The sequence below is a fragment of the Metabacillus rhizolycopersici genome, assembly GCF_020075705.1.
In genome coordinates this window covers 1-18,490 of record NZ_JAIQUM010000025.1, presented here as the reverse complement: position 1 = coordinate 18,490, position 18,490 = coordinate 1, and the positions used below count along the sequence as shown (strand labels likewise).

The window sequence follows — 18,490 nt, the reverse complement described above, 5'->3', positions numbered from 1 at the left end:
CAATGGTTCAAATTAGCTACCTACCCCCTTATTTATCCTCAATCATAAACACTTGGTAAAGCAATAGGATATCAATAGTTTCCATTAAACGGGGTAAACAGGATGCTTTCTCTGTGTGAAGACAAGGTATTTCGACATATAGGCATCAAAGCGGGCAATGAGTTCGTTTCGAAGTGAGTTGGCTGGAATGATTCCATCAATAATCATTTCTGAGGCTAAACGAAAAATATCAATATCTTTGCGGTATTCTTCACGCTTTTGTTCAATAAATTCAGGTCGTTCTCCTTTAGGTAGCTCAGCAATTTTATTCGCATATACTGCATTAACGGCAGCCTCAGGGCCCATCACAGCAATCGATGCACTTGGGAGCGCTAAGCAACAATCTGGCTCGAACGCTGGCCCAGCCATTGCATAAAGTCCGGCACCATACGCCTTACGTACAATGATTGATATTTTTGGCACTGTAGCTTCTGCCATTGCAGAAATCATTTTTGCCCCATGACGAATAATTCCAGCTCTCTCCACCTTTGTTCCAATCATAAAACCTGGAATATCAGCTAGGAATAGTAATGGAATATTAAATGCATCACACAATGTAATAAACTTCGCCGCTTTATCAGCTGAGTCGTGAAAAAGCACGCCACCCTTCATGCGCGGCTGATTGGCTACTATGCCAACAGACTGACCATTTATCCTGCAAAGGCCCGTAATTAATTCGGGAGCAAATAATTTTTTGATTTCAAAAAACGAATTTTCATCAATAATCCGCTCGATTAAATCATTCATATTAAATGGGGCATTCTGGTTTTTAGGGATGATTTCTTCTAGTGATTTTTTAAAATTCCCAGGGGATACAGCTTTATTTATAGGAGGTTTTTCTGAATAATTTGCTGGAAAATATGAAAGATATTGTCTAGCAAACAATATGGCTTCTTCCTCAGATTTCGCTAATAAATCACCACAACCTGAGACAGAACAATGCATTTTCGCACCGCCCATTTCTTCGAGTGTTACTTTCTCACCGATTACCATTTCAGCCATCCGCGGTGAACCTAAATACATCGAGGCATTCCCATCAACCATTACAACAAGATCACAAAAAGCAGGTATATACGCTCCTCCTGCTGCAGATGGGCCAAATAAAAGGCATACTTGCGGAACCTTACCTGATAATTTTACTTGATTATAGAAAATCCGACCTGCTCCACGTCGTCCTGGGAACATCTCAATTTGATCCGTAATCCGTGCACCTGCAGAATCTACGAGATAAATTAGTGGCACAAGAAGCTTTTCAGCAGTCTCTTGAATGCGAATGATTTTTTCAACCGTTCTCGCCCCCCATGACCCAGCTTTGATTGTAGAATCATTGGCCATGATGCAAACTGTCTTACCGTTCACCTTTCCCATTCCAGTTACGACACCATCAGCGGGTAAATTCTCAGCCATACAATTGGCAAAAAGAGCATCTTCCACTTGTAAACCTTCATCAAAAAGCAATTCTAACCGATCACGTACAAATAATTTTCCTTGTTGCGCATTTTTTTCGTGGTATTTCGCTGCTCCTCCCTTTTTTATTTTTTCTACTTGCTCCTGCAATTGTTTTTCGAATGACAACATAATTCCCCCTCATTGTTTTGTATACAAATTGTTCACGAGATTTGAAATTATCTTGTTTCCCCATTATCCGCTTGAAAGTTATGGCTTAACAGTGGTCGATCGATTTTACCTTGAATAAATAATGCCGTTTGATGAAGCTTCTCTTTGTTTATTCCAGTATATACCTCCATTCCATCTAGCATAAAAAGGAGATCGTCTGTTGCTAGATTGCCAGATGCTCTAGGTGCATATGGACAGCCACCTAGCCCTCCAATAGAACTATCAAATGTCGTAATCCCCATATCCAAGGAAGCGATTACATTCGCTAACGCTGTTCCTCTCGTATCATGAAAATGCAACGCTAAAGACTTTGATGGGAATCGTTTTAATAAAACAGTTAAAATTTCTTGAACTTGTTTCGGGTTTGCAACACCAATCGTATCACCTAGAGATAATTCACTTATTCCCATCTCAAACAGTTTCTCTGAAACCTCCGTAATTGAACGAATCGCTACTTCACCCTCATAAGGACAACCGAACACGGTAGATACATAACCACGAACAGACTTTCCAGAAGCAAGCGCTTCGTGCACAACCTGTTTTATAATCGGATATGTATCTTCAATGGTTTTATTAATATTTCTCTTATTATGAGTTTCACTGGCAGACATAAATACAGACACTTCATCAATATTTGCTTTTAATGCTTTTTCAAGACCTTTCATATTTGGTACAAGTGCACCATAAGTTACACCCTCTACACGATGAATCCCCATGGCTACCTCAAAAGAATCAGCTAAAGATGGAATCCATTTTGGATGAACAAAAGAGGTGATTTCAATGTAAGGTAAACCTGTCTGTGATAATTGATTAATAAAGGTAATTTTATCTTCTGTTTTGATAAAGGATTGCTCATTTTGTAGTCCATCACGAGGGCCGACTTCCTTGATTGTAACTGCTTTAGGCCACTTCATTGCCTAGCCCCTCCTGTTTTAGATTTAGATCACATCTATATCAATTCAATTAATTCGTCACCATCATTTACGAAGTCTCCCACGTTTATTTTTATGCTCTTTACAATTCCGTTCGTTTCTGCCACAATTGGGATTTCCATTTTCATTGATTCCAAAATAACAACGTCTTGGCCCTCTATTATTTGATCATTGACTTGAACTAATATTTTCCACACACTTCCCGCCATATTTGAATAGATGTGACTCATCGTATCGACCTCCTTTTTTTTCTAAGTCATCTACTTATATACTATTCAAGGAATCTATACTTATAATCACGATTAAATTTTTGAATTATTTTTCATTCTCCTAACTTAATTGATATTGTCGTGTATTTAAATGATATTGATCGTGCAATTTCCACTCTTAATCAAAGCGAGGCTTGTTGATATCCCCACTAATTTCTCTTCATATTGGATGGGGGTTATTCGTCATAGATGTTTTATTCGTCATAGATGTTTTGTATACAGAAAAAAGCCAACACAAAATCGCGTTGACATCGATGTAGGCTTATATTGTTTTTAACCTTTGCATTATTTATTACGGCAGTTTTTGCAAACATTTATTAATTGATTTGTATCCGCTCTATGTGGATACAATAATTTAATTCCTGTTCTATGACACAGTGGACATTCCCCACGACCATTTGATGGTAATTTATTCAATGTTTTACCACGATATCTTTTCGCCATTTCCATCCATCCTATCGATATAATACTTTCTCTTTATTTAATGATGAAATGGCATAAAGATTGATAGGCATATATTTAGATTGGACAAATTATTTTTAAAAAACTTATTTAAAATAGTTTTTTTAGAAATCGAATTACACTGGATTCATTTTTATGTGCTTCTACTTGAGCCTTTTTTTGTTTTTCTATGTAAATATCTTCTTTATTAATTGCATCACTATGTGCTAATACTAAACCGAGGTCAGTATTATGTTCTTTATTGGTAGAAATTAAAAATTTTATTCCTAGTTGATTTGCGAGTTTAATGTAATTCGATAAATACTTGTAATTCATCGTTCCATTTAAAAATAACGTGGCATTTTTATACTTTCTCATCTGTTCTTCAACTTCTTTATAGATTCCTTTTTCCCTTACTTGCTGTTTTGTTAATACCACAACAACTCGTTCTCTTAACGTCCCTAAAAATTTGCGTCTTTCATCCGGTTTTATTTCTCGAACTCCATGAATTCCTTGTTGAATGTAATCATCTAAATGATCGGACAAATTCGCTTCCTCCATTTCATTATTTTGAAAAAGAATTTACTTGTACTTTTTAATCGTACAAGTTAAAACGATAATTCTCTATAGTAAATTATACATCTGCCCTGATTCAAAGGACTATCTTTTTGATTCGTTCGTTTTGTTTTTTAAATCCACTTAATCATGACCAATTTGTTGAAAAAGCATAATAAAATGCAGTTCTTTTCAGTCTCATTTAAATTGTCATTTTCATTTGGAACTTGTCATATAATTCCTTTTCAAGTTTTGCAAAATAGGTATCGCTCACAAAACCTTTTGCACCACGTAAAATCTCTCGTGCGTAATGCTCCGGTGGTGCTGTTTCAGCCATTTTATCAATGACGAGAAAAGTTAAAACATCATGATAAGTCTTTCCATTCATGTCGATATCTATAAATGCTGGTCGATAAATATTTGCATGAACACCTTCTCGTCTATACAAATAATTCAACCCTTCTTGAGTGATTTCATACACTTTCCCTTCCACTATACTTTTGGATTCAAGCATATCTGCCCTTCCTCCATCAGATGCCAAACGTGTATATGCTAAGGAAAAATTATTCGCTTTTCCACACCCTTTCAGATGAAATAGATGCTGTACGCGATGCCGATGAAATCGTTCATCATCCATACAAGATCCATAAGCAAAATATAGCAGTTTATCTTGATTTAGGTATTTGTGACATTTCCAATCTCCAAATACAATCTTTGTCCAATGATCTGCTCTTTTATATACATAAACAACTACTTTTTCAAAGCTAGTTTCAGCTGTGTACACCGTCTGAGTGATGCGATCATAGTGAGTTTTTGAATGCTCACCTTTATTACCCACAAGCCTATCGAACTCGTTCAAGCGCTCTTTTGAAATCTCATAAATTTCACCATAAACTTTTTGTGAAGGATCACAAGCCATTGTAGGATAACCGTTGCCACTATCGAAAAGGACACCGTATGTCCACGCTTGCATTGATAAGCATTTTGCATTATTCATTAATGAACTATTTTGCTCGTGTTTCCGGAGGGTACCATAAACAAAAACAAGAATTTTATCATCCATCATTGTAACCTCCTTGAGATATTGTCACTGTCAATTACCTATTACTCTCTTGATCACTTAATTACGTTTTTGGACTAAGTATACTGAGCAATAGTAAACCCACTGTATAATATTTCCTAAGTGGGTTTACTATCGTCTTGGTTGATAAGGCATTAAACCCATTCTTTCCTAACATCATGTTTTAAGTGAAGACCATTTGCACCCAATAGAAAAGTAAAAACAATGTTACAACTGTTGTAAGAGGAATAACTGGAATAGATACCCTCAAATAATCCTTCCACTTAATTTTTATCTTATTTTCCCTTAGGATATGCATCCAAATAAGGGAGGCTAGAGTTCCTATTGGTAGTAATAAAGAACCCATATCACTTCCAATAATATTTGCAAGATAAATTGTCTTTAATGTTATCGGATCTAATCCCATTTCAGTTAAGGTAATCGTTCCAATCATTAAGGCTGGATGGTTATTAAAGATGTTCGATAGAATGGATACTAGTCCGCCCATGATAAAGCTTGCATGTAACAATCCTTGGTTTACAATTGGATTAATACTTTCGACAAGAAATGCTGTTAATCCCGCATTATGGAGACCATAAATAATGACATACATTGAAAAGGCAAAAATTAGAATGTGCCAAGGTGGCTTCTTTAAAATATCAATCGGATTCGTTCGCAAATAATACCATCTCCACACGAGCAAGACTACTGAGCCCAATACGGCAACCAGCTCAATTGGAATAGCAAAGTATGAAGCGACAAAGAGTAGACAACGCATGACAAATACAAAGAGTAGTACTTTCATCATTAATCTAGTCCGTTGATTCCTTGTTTCGACAGACAATTTTCCTTTTAACGGGTGAAAATTTTCAGTGAAAAAGATTTCCTCAATGTCATAGGAGGTAGCTGGTAATTTCTTCGGTAATTTCTTCTTGATGACAACGAACATTAACCATGCCATAAATAACAAACCTAGTGTTGCTGGTACAAACATCATCGCTGTATACATATAAAGCGACATATCGATGATTTGTAATACGATTAAATTGATAATATTACTTACCCCAATAGGTGCACTAGAAGCTGTTGCAATTAGTGCTCCACTTAACAGATAGGGAATCATTTGATGTGGTTTAAGGCGAAGACTTTTTAGGAGTAAGATTAAGATTGGGGTTGTAATTAAGATGCTTCCGTCGTTATTAAATAATAGGGTCATTGAAAAACATAATAACTGGATGTACCAATATAGTCGATAGCCGGAGCCTTTTGATAAAGTAGCAAGTCGGGCTGCTGCCCAGTGAAAAAAGCCGAAGCTTTCTAATATTACAGCCATTACGATCGTTGCAATAATCGTTATCGATGCGCCCCCAATTTTACTGATAATATCTGCGACGTCTGCTTGTGATACAATTCCAGTTATGAGAATGATCCCAGCTCCAACTGAAGCTGGCCATGCCTCATTTAAGCCACCTGGTCTCCAAAAAATGACGAACATCGTCATAACAAAAACTAAAATAGTCAATCCAATTTCAAACGACATTACTTATTCTCCTTTCTATTAAATTTATTCGAGACACCTGTGGCTACATGTCCTAGTACTTATATTTATATTTATATTCAAACCTAGAGTGAAAGGATTAGATTTTTTACTAGCTTTTAATAAATGTACCTTTGTCAGTAGGGTAGAAATAACTAGAAGCATAAACCTATTTGTGTGTAGATATATATACTAAGTTACTTGTCCTAACAACGAAAATAGTTGATTCATGAAGAATTATTTATATCCATTTAGATGAAAAAACGGTGTGATGAAACGAATTTTTAAGGAGGGAGGTTCAATTTTAACCTTAATCGATTAATAAAAAAAAATCATGTCACTACTGTGTATATGACCCTATGACACATACACAAAGGAAGAAACATGATTTCACAATCAGTGCTTTAACATATATAATGGTTTCTTTTAATTTATCTAAAGAAAACCTTGTCAACATTATATTTGGCTTGAAGAGTATTGATAATATAGGTTTCATAAATTTCTCTATCGATTGGATCTTCAACGTAAACCACACCTATTTTATAAACCTCATCTCGATATGGTTTGATAGGTGATACATTATCTTCAAAATGTTTCCTAATTCTTAATCTCAATTTTCTAGCCTTACCGACAAATAATAATTCATCTTTATTGTTGAAAAACATATAAACACCGCTTTTATCTCGCGGGACCTTCATATAATCCGTGAACCCATATACACTACTTACAACAGGCTCGTCTTTTTCACCTAATTGTCGCTTTTTTACTACTACTAGATCTGGTGAAGGAATTTCAATTTTAATCAAATCATTTCACTTCCTGTTTCATTTAATCAAGATTCATATAACGAAATTTTCTTTAAAACGTTCTATCTTGGCTACCGTATAATAACTGTTATTTGGAAAGCAGTCAACCTATGCATATTAGCACACAAAATGACAATGTTAATGGAAAAACAAAAAAGTAAGCTATTATATAAAACAATAACTCATCATGAAATAATCGCCTTATTTTCTAGTTAATCTCTCAATGAGTGTTGCCAATAAGAATGTTCGCTCCACTAAGCTTGGTATTTCCAAATATTCTTTATCACTATGAGCATTTCCACCCACTGGACCTAATCCGTCAATAGTAGCGACATCAAGAGAAGATGTAAACGATGCGTCAGATCCCCCACCAGTAGCAGTATCTTCAATTTCTACACCTATTTCATCACCGACGTCTTGAATGATTCGGAGTAAAGCTCGTGTTTTTTTATTCTTTTCCATTGGTGGACGATTCATTTCGCCTTCTAATGAAATTTTTGTTCCTGCTACATCTGAAGATGAACAAATTTTTTCTAACCTTTCTTCAAGAAAGACGACTTGATCAATCTCTTTAATGCGAACGTCTATCTGTGCTTCTGCATGATCTGATACAGTATTTGCACTTGAGCCACCTTCAATTAAGCCAACATTTACACTAATCCCATTTTCATGATCTGAAAGTTCGTGTAATTGAATGATTTTATGGGCCAATTCTTCTATTGCACTTCTACCCTTTTCAGGCTCAATCCCAGAATGTGCTGCTTTTCCTTCAACAATTAGAGTATAATTACCTTTTCCTCTTCTTGCAGAAACTAAAGAACCATCCTTTCTAGCCGGCTCCATGACAAGGGCATATTTTCTTCCTTTTGCTTCTCTTTCAATAATTCCGCGTGAGGTAGGAGATCCAATTTCTTCGTCACTATTGAGGACAATACGTACATTTTTATGCCCTTCAAACCCTTGATAAATCAACGCTTTTATGGCATATAATACTGATGCATGACTTGCTTTCATGTCGATAACACCAGGGCCATATGCCCGATTCCCTTCAATTCGAAATGGTCTTTCCATTGCCGTTCCTTCAGGGAATACCGTATCCATATGTGCGAGGATAATAATATTTGGATCTATTGCATCTTTATGTTCGATAATAAGGTGGTTACCAAATTCCTCCTGCTCATCTACAATAACGTTAAATCCAAGTTGCTTGTAGCTCATTTCTAATAGTTTACCTATTTTATCTATCCCTTCCTTACAATAGGATCCACTATCGATACTTACAAGTTTCTCTATAAATTGCAGCATCTCTTCCAGATGCTGATCTAAAAATGATTCCATGAAGCATTTGCCTTCTTTCTTTCCAACAGATAATATGTGATTATAAGGATGTTACCAGAATGACGCTATTTACATAAGCGTAGCAAAATTCTAGTTACTTATTTTATCTAATATACCATATCCTCAGTCATTCGTTTAAGATTCGATTAAATTATTCGCAATAATCTAAGAAAAGCGCAAGACGAACCGGCCGGAAAGGTTGTTCTTTAACCTTTTTTGGTCGGATTGGCTTGTGACCTCGAGCTGATAGCGCCTTTCGCTGGACACGAAAACTAAGTCAAAAAATTTATACTTTCTTATCTTTCAAAAAAGTCAATAAAATCATTTTACTATTTAACCTAAATAATGATACAAACACATGACTAGAATTAAAGATTAAACCTAGCAAAAATGAAGTTCTCCATGCGATTAGTGATGTATATTTTAAAAGCGGGATTTAGTATTACTTCCTTTTGGATTAGATAAATGAATGGGGTGAATCAGAAGAGTCTGACCGCTGAAACGTCTCTTGTCTAGCTTATTTCTAAATAGAAACTTTTTTGTTGCTTAGGAATTTATAAAATTCTTGTAATGTGGATAAGCGCACGACATCCAGCTCCAACTGCTTGCCCCTCTTGGGTCTAAGCCACTTTGGAATAGAAGGCAAAGTACGCCTTCTTCTATTCCAAAAGTGGCTTATTTGTCTGAGGCTGATCAAGGCGCTAGCGCTTTTGTTCTTAGAAGGGGGATGATTTTTTTCGTTCTACGTCATACCCCTTGTCTCATTCAGCCTATATTTTGATATCTACGTAGATAACTACCTACTTTACTAACTTCTCTTCATTATTTCTCTATAATCTCGAGCAATCGTTTTACTGCTCGTTAAGTATCGGATAAAGGCATCGATATTTTAACTATTGCTTTGCGTTTTTATTTGCTTCCTCTACAGCTTCAACAAGACTAAAGAGGAACCGATAGATCAAACAAAATGCTTCACCAATCGTTATGTTTTCTTTAAACTCTTGGAGTAAGTCCAATGGGAAATTCAAGTCCCATAATCCATCATTTTGATTAAACATTAAATTAAAATTAATTTCATTTCCTTTTAGTTCTTGATTAAGATGCTTTTTTATCAAATTCTCAAATTTCTTTTGCAGTTTCAACCCGAGCATGACATTATATGTTCCAAATACATCATCAACTTCAAATGAAATAGCGTCTACCCCAATCAATTCAAACCATTTCGATTCTAGATATATAAATTCTTCCTTATGCTCCTTAAGATACTGAACAGGTTTATCTAAGAAAGAAGATGCTTCAATCGCAATCACTTCTTCTGTTTCTTTCGCACTTCGTTCAATGTATGCATCATTAAAACGTGCGATTGAATTACTTTCGACAAATGTCAACGTTGTTCGTAAATCATCTGATAGTAATTCATATTTTTCTATGTAGTCTTTCTCCTCTTTATATAAGACAATTTCAGTTGACTCTTGTTGTAAAGCTTGCTGTTTTTCAATATTTGTTTTAATAAATTGTTCCAATTCTTTTTTAAGCAAATCTACATCCACTCCAGCAAATCAAATTTTTCTGTTACAGGTCAATTTCAACAAAAACAGGACAATGATCACTTCCCATTATGTCTGAATGAACCTGAGCGTCAATTAAGCGATCACTCAATTTTTTTGATACGATAAAGTAATCGATTCTCCAGCCAATGTTTCTTTCCCTTACTTTACTCATATATGACCACCATGTGTATACATCTTGTTTTTCAGGATAGAAAAATCGATAACTGTCTACAAAACCGCCATCAAGTAAAGCTGTCATTTTCCGACGTTCTTCCTCAGTAAATCCAGAGTTCCCTTTATTCGATTTCGAATTTTTCAAATCTATCTCCTGATGCGCTACATTCAGATCCCCACAAAGGATGACAGGTTTTTTTCGCTCTAAGTCGATCATGTATTGACGAATTTCATCTTCCCATTGTAAACGATAGTCAAGTCTTGACAAATCCCTTTTCGCATTTGGTGTGTAAACTGTGAGCAGATAAAATTCGGCAAATTCCAGTGTGATGATTCTTCCTTCTTGCTCATGCTCATTTTGACCGACACCATAAGAAACTGATAGTGGTTTTTTCTTTGTGAAAATCGCAGTTCCTGAATAACCCTTTTTTACAGCATAATTCCAATATTGATGGTAACCTTCGAGATCAAGTGTGATCTGACCCTCTTGTAATTTTGATTCTTGAATGCAAAATATATCTGCATCGACTTCATTAAAATAATGTAAAAACCCTTTACGTACACATGCTCTAATTCCGTTAACATTCCATGACACAAGTTTCATATAAGTTAATTCTGCTCCCAATTTTCTTTTTTGTCCTACCTAATGAGGCGTATATTGTACTGATAAAACTCTATCATATTAAATAATAAAAACAAATAGTAAACCAACGTTCGAACTGCCAGATCGAAAAAACTTCTAATCCCTTAAATATCACACAAATGTTAGGAGTCTCGCTCTAAATCATACTTTAACCACTTCTAAAAAATAAATTGTAGTGTATGATTATGGAAAGATGCAAAATCATACACTACCAATTGGTCATTTTAAAATGATGACAAAAAGTAAAATAAAGGAGAGATACTATGTTAATTCAACCAAATTCATTTATTTTCAATCTAGGAGTGGCAACAATTTTATCTATTATCATTGGATTAGAGCGGGAACTAAAGAAAAAGCCCTTAGGTTTAAAAACATGTTTAGTCATAGGGATTGTCAGCTGCTTATTAACAAGTGTTTCAATTGAAGCATCGGAAAAATTTGCTGAAGCTTATATAAAACCAATGGATCCTTTAAGATTATCTGCACAGATTGTATCAGGAATTGGATTTTTAGGTGCTGGTGTTATTTTAAGACGAAACAATGATATGATCTCAGGGCTTACAACCGCTGCATTGGTCTGGGGCGCTGGTGGAATAGGTATTGCTTGTGGCGCTGGTTTTTGGTTTGAGGCAAGTGTTGCAACTATTTTGTTATTTGTTAGTGTGGAAATCATCCCTTTTATTATTAAATTCATTGGGCCAAAATCTTTACGGGAAAAAGAATTAAAAGTAAAAATAATCGTCAATGCTGGAGACAAAATGACAGATATTCTTAAAGATTTAAAGAAAAATAAGATGAAAGCACGAAAAATAAAGGTTAGGGATATTGAACAAGGGGAACTTCAACAGCTCGAGTTGGTCTTATTAGTTAACGAAAAACTATACTTGACAGATTTGTATTATACATTAAAGCAGATTGACCATGTGATAAAAGTGGAAATGGAATCTCTATAACCTGAGATTCCATTTTACATTCATTAACTGTGGATGGTACTATAGCAGGGAATGTTCGTTTTATTATTTTTTAGATAGCAGATGCACTCCTCCCACCCACCAATCAATGCCAATTAAATCAAGACGATTTGCCTTCCCAGTAAGAACACTTTCCCCAAAGGATGTTATAGCTAAATTGGGATTTTCGTAAGTTAAATCATACATAGGAAGGGCACCATCCGCTTTGATTAACGCGTTTTCACCATTCATCAGTTCTTTTATGATGGCAGAAATATGTAAATCACTTAATCCATCGTTTATTAAATTCGGAGAGATGTTTTTAAAAAGCTCCCTAAATGAACAAGGACCTTTTTCAATGTTTTGCAGGATCAAGGATTCGATTTCATTTATACCAGTAGATGTTGAAGGCATATAGCTTATGTTCCGCTCAAGGGCTGCTAGCAAAAAAGGTAATTCATGTGGGACTTCTGTTATCCATTTTTTTATGTCATCCAAATCCGGAGAAGAATAAGCTTTCCATCCTTCAACCGCTTCAGCTACCTGTTGATTCGAAATACTCACTCTATGTTTGAAAAGCGCCTTTAATTGTGCGGAAGTTAACTGCCCTAATCCGTAAAATGGGGAAATTGAAGGATGAGAGTTAATACTAACCATGGATAGATTTGATCTATTTTTAGTTGATAATTGTGTAAGTATATACACCAACATCGTTTGATCATAGCGATCATGCTCAAACCAAAGAATCACTTCTTCATCAAGTGACCGTTTATTTAATAAGTTTAGTTGATTATGACAATTTTCTATAAATAAGGAGGAAGGAATACTAAGTTTTTCTTCAAAGAATAAGGATCTCCTCTTTATTAACTCATCATTTGTCCAGCCTGAATTTAACGGGCCAAAGTCATACATCTCCCTCCATACGATAATATCACCATCAATGTCTTTTATCTTCCTTCCTAAAACATCGCCATTTACAATATGCAACATCGTTACTCCCCCTTAAATATCTCCAAACATAAATAAAGAGAGGCTTTTCCCCCTCTTTACTTAAACACTACTCTTCTTCAGTCATTATTTCTTCAAATGCAACAGATACCTTTTCGAATTCTTCATCACTCTCAATAGCAGAAAAATCACCTTCAGCATCTACTTTTAAAAAGAACACATCGATTTCTTCTTCGGAATCCTCTTGAATATCTTCCAAAAAGCCAACAGCAGCATAATCGGTTCCTTCTAAAGTAATAACTGCCAATACTTCAATTTCATTTTCCTGATCATTCTCATCAGTAATCGTAAACACTTCTCCTACTTCAATCTTGTCCATACTAAAAACCTCCTTTCGAACGTACCAATGATAACACTTTAAGCATCAACAATACAATTAAAGCAAGACTTTCCTTAGACATTTATGGGTAATTCACCTCATCCTGACTAAGATTCGTCTTGGAGTCGGTGTTTTCCTCACGTTGATCCACGAAAAATGCTATAGGATCATCAATTAAATGATGCATTTACCATAAAGGATGTCGCATATCTTCCTTATATAAGATCATATCTCTTGCTCCACAATGACAATGATTTTTTTAGAAAGGATGTTTCGTTTATGACCTATTTTCAACGCTCAATTCCTCATTTTTCATCAGGTAAGCACATCCAAGGGAAAATGATACTTGGAGGGACAGGTCGAAAAAGTGTGATTCCCGATCAAGCTATGATTAATATCGGTATTATGACTGAAAATGAGCATGTTGAAAACGCTCAAAAGGAAAATTCCGCTCTCTCAAATCAGGTAATTGAATCACTTGAAAAAATCGGAATTTTAAAAAATGACATTCAAACCTTGTCTTATACCATTCAACCAATTTATGATTTTGTTGAAGGTCAGTCCATTTTTAGGGCTTATCAAATTAAACATATATTTGAAGTAACTGTTCACGATCTTAACAAAGTAGCTACAGTATATGAAACATCAGTAGCTGCAGGGGCAAATATGTCAGGGGGTGTTCGATTTGAAGTGTCTAATGTTGCGTTTTATTACCAAGAAGCTTTACAACTTGCAATGAAGGATGCAACTGATAAAGCTTTGAAACTTGGTCAGCAAATCGGGGTGAAGATCATACTTCCCCCAGCTAAAATAACAGAAGAACCAACATTGATTTCACCAAGAGAAGTAGCACTATCCTATCCCACAGATATCCCGTTACAAGCAGCTCCTCCTATACAGCGGAGTACATTAGAAATTCAAGCAAAAATAACTGTTATCTTTCATTATTAAAAATCATAAGCGGCATTTCAATGAATTGAACTTTTTTCGAAATGCGAAAGAAGGATCCATCACATTAAAAAGTACCATTTAGAGTAGACACTTAAAATCAGCCCTATCTATATGGTACTTTTCTCACTTATATAAATACATAATCTACTTGTTAATAAACTTTTCTATTTCATCTAATAGACTCTGTTGGATCTCCTCTATCTTTGTAAAATCCATCGCTTCTAAATAATAAGGCTCCTGCTTATCCCGAAGCTCTTTTGCTTCTGCTAGGTATGAAATTGCCTCTTTCATTTTATCTTTATATGCTTTTGTTGTTCTAGCAATTTCAGTTGCATATTTCTCGTCAGTCCCTACTGTAATGCATCGCTCATACATATCAATAATTTCATCAGAATCACGGTCAGGAAAGTATTCATGCGGAGCCGTACTGTCGAAAATCGCAATTCCTTTTTCGCGGAAAATAACCATATCAAGACTATTTGGATCAAAACCACAATGATAAACCTCAAGGTCAAAGCCTTTTTCTTCCCCTGCTGCTACAAGCTTCTTCAGCATTGTCGATTTACCTGATCCTGCTCTCCCTTTTACAAAGTACCGTTTTTCGATATCTTCTGTTAAATTTTGAATATAATCAACAGCACCATTTGGAGTAGCTGCACCTAAAAATCGATGCTTGATCGTTGATTTTTTATCTAAGATTTCTTCATCAAAAAATTGGGCAATTAATTCCGTTGTTAATTTATTTGCTTCTGAAAAATCCATATTTGAAATATAAATATCTTCAATTTCATCATGAGCTCTTAATGCAGCAGCGAATGTATCATATGCACTTTTGAACTTAATCGCGATAGCTTCATTTAATTTCAATATCACTTCTTTATTTGTTGCTAACCTTTCTGTGTCCAATGCAATTCCTAAATTCACATACTTTTCAATAACACCAGGTGCTTTTGCTTCAATCATAGTTGGGGCTGTACCATCAACAATCCCAACTTTTAAGGTAGGTAGTATAACTCCATCGATTGAGTTATTATCTGAGGCGCATTGAATATAATCAACATCAAGTGTTTTTGCTTCCATTACTTCACCAATCTTTTTCAGTAACGAGGATGTAACGACTCCAGTTCCTCCTATCAAAATGTACACTCGATCTAACCCCTCTAATACTGAGTCATAGAGACTATATAACCCTCTTGCTGTGTTACCCTTAGCATAGTAATGACGAATCGTTGCAGTCATCAAATCACCCTTTCACACCTTTTCTCCTAGCATATGTAGATTATCTTACAAGGGTGAATGCCCAGTTCTATTCCTTACTCCTTTGGCATCTTGCTCATATCCATGTATAATACATTCCAACGATGACCATCCAAATCGGTAAATCCGCATCCGTACATCCAGCCCTGGTTTTCTGCAGGCTTACCAAAAATTGTACCGCCTGCACTTTCAGCCCTTTTTGCTATTTCATCTACTTCCTCTCTGCTCTTAGCATCAATGGAAAACAATACCTCTGAAGCTTCTTTTGTATTTGTTATTTCATTTCTCGTAAACCGTTTGAAAGTGGACTCCGGAAAAAGCATCACGGGAACATTATTATCTCCGATGACTAATTTCGCATGATCACCATTGCCATGTGGCGTCGTAATAGAAAAACCTAGTTTCATGAAAAACTCTTTTGATTTATTGATGTCTTTCACCGGCAAATTAATCCAAAATTGTTTTGTCATTTTTATTTTTCCTATTATTGTTTTTATTTTGTTCTAGTCTACTTTATTATTTTACAAAGAGTCTGACAATTCCCAAGTTACTTCGAACAGATAAGTTCTTCCTATATGCGATGTGACAAGCTGCTTCTTTGATCTAGTCATGATTTCTATGCTTACATAAAAGACAACAATTCCAGAGTATTTATTGCGAATTCATAATCGCGTCCGATATAATGATTTGTATAACGTTTAAAGGGGAAATTACGATTGAATTCAAAAGAGTTAGAACAAAGAATCATTCAAAACTATCAAAAAGATGAACAAATGATGATCTTAATATTTGCTCAATGGTGCGTGAACCGCAGCTTAAATCCACAGGATATCTATTTAAAAGCTTATCCAGATCAAGCCAATAATTATGCACTTAAACAAGCAATTGAGTTAACTGTACCAAAAGAAGAATCAGAAGAAATTCCTGATACTACTTTACTAAATGTATTATCTTTATATGGAAATGAAGACTTAGCATTTGTCGTGACAGAGGAAATGAATAAAAATAAGAAAAAAGGAATCCCGGGTTAAACATGAGAAAAAAAATAGATCATATAGGAATAGCTGTGCGCGATCTAGAAAATAGTATATCTATCTATAAGAATGTTTTAGGTGGGACGTTAATAGACCGATATCGAAGTGATGCGATTGGTGTTGAAAGCGAAATCGCAATAATGGACGTGAATGGTGATCGAATCGAATTATTATCTCCAACAAATAATACAACTTCACCTATTGCACGTTTTATCAAGCAAAAAGGAAAAGGCGTCCACCATATTGCGTATCAAGTTGAAAACCTTGATGAAGCGATAATAGAGCTTGAAGAACAAGGAATTCGTATATTAGCAGATTCCTTACGTACTAATAAACATGGCAGAAGGTTAATCTACCTAAACCCTGCAGATACGGAAGGAACAATTATTGAATATTGCGATTATCCAAACAAGGGACTATGAAGTAAGACAGTTCTTATCCCCTTCAAGAACAAAGGCGCAAGCGCCTTGATTAGCCACAGTACAAGAATTTTATAGTTTCCTATAACACAAAAAATGATCTGCTTTAACAGATCATTTCAGACTGTAGACAAATTCGATGAAAATCGAGTTTGCTTACAGTCTTTTTTGCTTTAAACTAGAAATAAGAAAAACCTTGAGCTGATGACGATGCTTTCGAAACATAATTCCATTCAACGAGATCAAATTGAAATGATTGCTTTAGATCAACTGGTGCCCACGAACCACTTGGTCCGAAAAATAGAGGCGGCAATTGATTTCTCTTTCATCTATGACTTGGTGAAAGATATGTATTCAGAAGTAGGTCGTCCAAGTATTGATCCGGTGATTTTGATTAAACTGACATTCATTCAATATACCTTTGGTATTCGCTCGATGCGTAAGACGATTGAAGAAGTGGAAACAAACATGGCCTATCGCTGGTTCTTAGGTTACGGCTTTCATGATAAAGTGCCGCACTTCTCCACTTTCGGGAAAAACTACGAGCGTCGCTTTAAAGGTACAGACCTGTTTGAACAGATCTTCTATCGTATATTAAAGACAGCTGCCGAGAAAAAGTTAATTAGCGCAGAGCACGTTTTCGTCGATTCCACACATGTGAAAGCGAGTGCGAATAAGCGCAAATTCGAAAAGAAAGTCGTTCGCAAAGAAACACGTGCTTATTAAGAACGCCTTCAAGAAGAGATTAATCAAGACTGTGAAGACCATGGAAAAAAGCCGTTTCCACCAGATAAGTTCGATAAGGAAGAATCGAAAGAAATCAAAGAAAGCACAAGCGATCCAGATAGTGGTTACTACGTCAAAGACGAACGGACAAAACAGTTCGCCTATTCATTCCATGCGGCCGCAGACCGCAATGGCTTTGTACTTGGCACGATTGTCACACCAGGTAACACACATGATAGTCATATCTTAGAGCCATTAGTTGAAAAAGTAATTGAAAGAGTTGGAAAGCCCGAAGCTGTTGCCGCAGATGCAGCTTATAAAACACCTGCGATTACGAGTTACTTATTTGAAAATGAAATGACACCTGTCTTGCCTTACACACGACCACGCACGAAAGAAGGATTCTTCCGAAAACATGAATATGTTTATGATGAATACTTCGACTGTTACCTTTGCTCAGCAGGTGAAGTATTGAACTATTCGACAACGAATAAAGAGGGTTATCGTGAGTACAAATCACCAAAACACCTTTGTGCGACGTGTCCTTTTTTAGCGCAATGTACAGAAAGTAAAGAGCATCAAAAAGTGGTAACACGTCATATTTGGCAAGAATACATGGAAGAAGCAGACCATCTTCGCCATCACAAAGAGGTAAAATCCATTTATGCGAAACGTAAAGAAACGATTGAGCGTGTATTCGCAGATGCAAAAGAAAAGCATGGCATGCGTTGGACAACATTAAGGGGACTTAAAAAATTGTCGATGCAGGCGATGCTTACTTTCGCTGCCATGAATTTGAAGAAGATGGCTAACTGGACATGGCGAGGTTCAGAAATGGCATAATAAAGTGAGCTAAGAGAGGTCT

19 protein-coding genes and 1 pseudogene are annotated in these 18,490 nt (G+C 35.7%); 5 read left to right on the top strand and 15 right to left on the bottom strand.

Features of this window, described 5'->3' with window-relative positions:
* Positions 1 to 84: 84 nt before the first annotated feature.
* The 11 genes from K9V48_RS12480 to K9V48_RS12435 form a co-directional block, all read right to left on the bottom strand.
* Complete coding sequence (locus K9V48_RS12480) at positions 85 to 1,617, bottom strand: acyl-CoA carboxylase subunit beta (protein ID WP_224139320.1); 1,533 nt, start codon at positions 1,615 to 1,617, stop codon at positions 85 to 87.
* Between the two features lie 47 nt (positions 1,618 to 1,664).
* On the bottom strand, positions 1,665 to 2,570 hold the full coding sequence (locus K9V48_RS12475) for a hydroxymethylglutaryl-CoA lyase (RefSeq protein ID WP_224139319.1): 906 nt from the start codon (positions 2,568 to 2,570) through the stop codon (positions 1,665 to 1,667).
* Positions 2,571 to 2,605: 35 nt separating this feature from the next.
* Positions 2,606 to 2,818, bottom strand: a complete 213-nt coding sequence (locus K9V48_RS12470; protein ID WP_224139318.1) for an acetyl-CoA carboxylase biotin carboxyl carrier protein subunit — start codon at positions 2,816 to 2,818, stop codon at positions 2,606 to 2,608.
* A 324-nt stretch (positions 2,819 to 3,142) separates the two neighbouring features.
* Complete coding sequence (locus K9V48_RS30175; protein ID WP_498043124.1) at positions 3,143 to 3,301, bottom strand: hypothetical protein; 159 nt, start codon at positions 3,299 to 3,301, stop codon at positions 3,143 to 3,145.
* A 108-nt stretch (positions 3,302 to 3,409) separates the two neighbouring features.
* Complete coding sequence (locus tag K9V48_RS12465; protein WP_224139317.1) at positions 3,410 to 3,844, bottom strand: YueI family protein; 435 nt, start codon at positions 3,842 to 3,844, stop codon at positions 3,410 to 3,412.
* Between the two features lie 211 nt (positions 3,845 to 4,055).
* Positions 4,056 to 4,916 (bottom strand): gamma-glutamylcyclotransferase family protein, encoded by an 861-nt coding sequence (locus tag K9V48_RS12460; RefSeq protein ID WP_224139316.1) that lies wholly within the window; start codon positions 4,914 to 4,916, stop codon positions 4,056 to 4,058.
* 181 nt (positions 4,917 to 5,097) lie between these two features.
* Positions 5,098 to 6,453, bottom strand: a complete 1,356-nt coding sequence (locus K9V48_RS12455; RefSeq protein ID WP_224139315.1) for an arsenic transporter — start codon at positions 6,451 to 6,453, stop codon at positions 5,098 to 5,100.
* Positions 6,454 to 6,881: 428 nt separating this feature from the next.
* Positions 6,882 to 7,256, bottom strand: coding sequence for a nucleotide excision repair endonuclease (locus tag K9V48_RS12450; RefSeq protein ID WP_224139314.1), 375 nt, complete (start codon positions 7,254 to 7,256; stop codon positions 6,882 to 6,884).
* Between the two features lie 201 nt (positions 7,257 to 7,457).
* On the bottom strand, positions 7,458 to 8,594 hold the full coding sequence (locus tag K9V48_RS12445; protein WP_224139313.1) for a M20 family metallopeptidase: 1,137 nt from the start codon (positions 8,592 to 8,594) through the stop codon (positions 7,458 to 7,460).
* Between the two features lie 893 nt (positions 8,595 to 9,487).
* A complete protein-coding gene (locus tag K9V48_RS12440) occupies positions 9,488 to 10,132 on the bottom strand; it encodes a branched-chain amino acid aminotransferase (protein WP_224139312.1) in 645 nt (214 codons plus the stop codon).
* Positions 10,133 to 10,166: 34 nt separating this feature from the next.
* On the bottom strand, positions 10,167 to 10,922 hold the full coding sequence (locus K9V48_RS12435) for an exodeoxyribonuclease III (protein WP_224139311.1): 756 nt from the start codon (positions 10,920 to 10,922) through the stop codon (positions 10,167 to 10,169).
* 302 nt (positions 10,923 to 11,224) lie between these two features.
* On the opposite strand from K9V48_RS12435, the gene K9V48_RS12430 reads away from it, so the two are divergent.
* Positions 11,225 to 11,914, top strand: coding sequence for an MgtC/SapB family protein (locus K9V48_RS12430; protein WP_224139310.1), 690 nt, complete (start codon positions 11,225 to 11,227; stop codon positions 11,912 to 11,914).
* Between the two features lie 63 nt (positions 11,915 to 11,977).
* Here the strand turns inward: K9V48_RS12430 and K9V48_RS12425 are convergent, their stop codons facing one another.
* Together K9V48_RS12425 and K9V48_RS12420 are read right to left on the bottom strand one after the other, a co-directional pair.
* Positions 11,978 to 12,901: a DUF1835 domain-containing protein gene (locus K9V48_RS12425; protein ID WP_224139309.1), complete on the bottom strand. Its 924-nt coding sequence runs from the start codon at positions 12,899 to 12,901 to the stop codon at positions 11,978 to 11,980.
* A gap of 67 nt (positions 12,902 to 12,968) precedes the next feature.
* On the bottom strand, positions 12,969 to 13,238 hold the full coding sequence (locus tag K9V48_RS12420) for a DUF1292 domain-containing protein (RefSeq protein ID WP_224139308.1): 270 nt from the start codon (positions 13,236 to 13,238) through the stop codon (positions 12,969 to 12,971).
* Positions 13,239 to 13,517: 279 nt separating this feature from the next.
* On the opposite strand from K9V48_RS12420, the gene K9V48_RS12415 reads away from it, so the two are divergent.
* A complete protein-coding gene (locus tag K9V48_RS12415; RefSeq protein WP_224139307.1) occupies positions 13,518 to 14,189 on the top strand; it encodes an SIMPL domain-containing protein in 672 nt (223 codons plus the stop codon).
* A gap of 144 nt (positions 14,190 to 14,333) precedes the next feature.
* On the opposite strand, the gene K9V48_RS12410 is transcribed toward K9V48_RS12415, so the two are convergent.
* Together K9V48_RS12410 and K9V48_RS12405 are read right to left on the bottom strand one after the other, a co-directional pair.
* Positions 14,334 to 15,428 carry a PRK06851 family protein gene (locus K9V48_RS12410; RefSeq protein ID WP_224139306.1) on the bottom strand — a complete coding sequence of 365 codons (1,095 nt, stop codon included), beginning with the start codon at positions 15,426 to 15,428 and terminating at the stop codon, positions 14,334 to 14,336.
* 74 nt (positions 15,429 to 15,502) lie between these two features.
* Positions 15,503 to 15,916: a VOC family protein gene (locus tag K9V48_RS12405; protein ID WP_224139305.1), complete on the bottom strand. Its 414-nt coding sequence runs from the start codon at positions 15,914 to 15,916 to the stop codon at positions 15,503 to 15,505.
* A 246-nt stretch (positions 15,917 to 16,162) separates the two neighbouring features.
* Here K9V48_RS12405 and yxiS point away from each other — a divergent pair, with 246 nt between their 5' ends.
* The 3 genes and pseudogenes from yxiS to K9V48_RS12390 all read left to right on the top strand — a co-directional run bounded on the left by yxiS (position 16,163) and on the right by K9V48_RS12390 (position 18,468).
* On the top strand, positions 16,163 to 16,477 hold the full coding sequence (gene yxiS / locus K9V48_RS12400; RefSeq protein WP_224139304.1) for a protein YxiS: 315 nt from the start codon (positions 16,163 to 16,165) through the stop codon (positions 16,475 to 16,477).
* Between the two features lie 2 nt (positions 16,478 to 16,479).
* Positions 16,480 to 16,902, top strand: a complete 423-nt coding sequence (locus K9V48_RS12395) for a VOC family protein (protein WP_224139303.1) — start codon at positions 16,480 to 16,482, stop codon at positions 16,900 to 16,902.
* 207 nt (positions 16,903 to 17,109) lie between these two features.
* Positions 17,110 to 18,468 (top strand): annotated as a pseudogene (locus K9V48_RS12390) (IS1182 family transposase).
* Positions 18,469 to 18,490: the final 22 nt, after the last annotated feature.